The following is a 569-nucleotide window of genomic DNA, read 5'->3' on the forward strand; positions in this document are numbered from 1 at the left end:
CGTAGGCGCTGATGCGGTAGGCGTCGGCCACGATGCCCCACGCCTCGGCCCGCGCGTCGGAGGGTTGCTCGTGCAGTCGCGCGGCGGCGGACCGCAAAAGGGGCGCGGCGACCGCCCCTACCTCGGCGTACCGACCCTGCCAGTACAGCTCCCACGCGTGTCGGGTGGCCTTGCCGAGTTCGGCGGTGGTGGGGGCCTCGACGGACGGGGCCAGGCCCGCCGCCGTGTCGTGCACGGCGTGCGACAGCGCGCGCATCATGGCCCGGTCGTCCTGCCCGAGCGCCCGGCGCGGCTCCTGCTGACCGAGGACGACGGACGTGTCAACGCCGAGCGCTCCGGCGATCCTGAGCAGGGTCGGCAACGAAAGGCGCTTGTCCTGTTCCGCCGCCTGGATGGTGGCGATCGAGAGACCGGTCAGTTCGGCGAGGGCGGCTTGGTTGAGTTCGGAACCGCGGAGGATCTTGATGCGCTCGCCGTTGCTGTAGTCGGACCAGTGAGGCATGGCTCGTCTCCGTTCTGTGGACACTGTGAACGGTACTGGCAGCCGGGCCTCACATGCTGTCTCGCGC

Annotated in this window: 1 protein-coding gene; it reads right to left on the reverse strand. The window is 70.7% G+C overall.

The genetic code is table 11. From position 1 onward, the window contains the following. On the reverse strand, positions 1-502 hold a 502-nt coding region (locus KUM32_RS37395; RefSeq protein ID WP_217146301.1), incomplete at its 3' end, for a helix-turn-helix domain-containing protein. Between the last annotated feature and the right edge of the window lie 67 nt (positions 503-569).

The organism is Streptomyces sp. AC627_RSS907, from assembly GCF_019049165.1.